Source organism: Enterobacter sp. UNJFSC 003 (assembly GCF_036903355.1).
GTDB lineage: Bacteria > Pseudomonadota > Gammaproteobacteria > Enterobacterales > Enterobacteriaceae > Enterobacter.
Map to the genome: position 1 here is coordinate 1 of NZ_JBAKHK010000158.1, position 273 is coordinate 273.

General features: G+C 53.5%; 1 pseudogene. It reads left to right on the forward strand.

What is annotated here, in order from left to right:
* Positions 1–273, forward strand: a pseudogene (locus tag V5P19_RS23585) (colanic acid biosynthesis pyruvyl transferase WcaK); the annotation flags it as partial.

A 273-nucleotide genomic window follows, 5' to 3' on the forward strand; every position in this document is an offset into this window, starting at 1 on the left:
CGGTAGCAATTACCCTGCGCGAACTGGCACCGTTCGACAAACGTCTCGGCACCACTCAGCAAGTGTATGAAAAAGCCTTTGCCGGGGTGGTCAATCGCATTCTCGATGAAGGGTATCAGGTCATTGCGCTCTCCACCTGTACGGGCATCGACAGCTATAACAAAGACGACCGCATGGTGGCGCTCAATCTTCGCCAGCACATCAGCGATCCTGCCCGTTACCACGTAGTGATGGATGAACTCAACGATCTGGAAATGGGCAAAATTCTCGGTG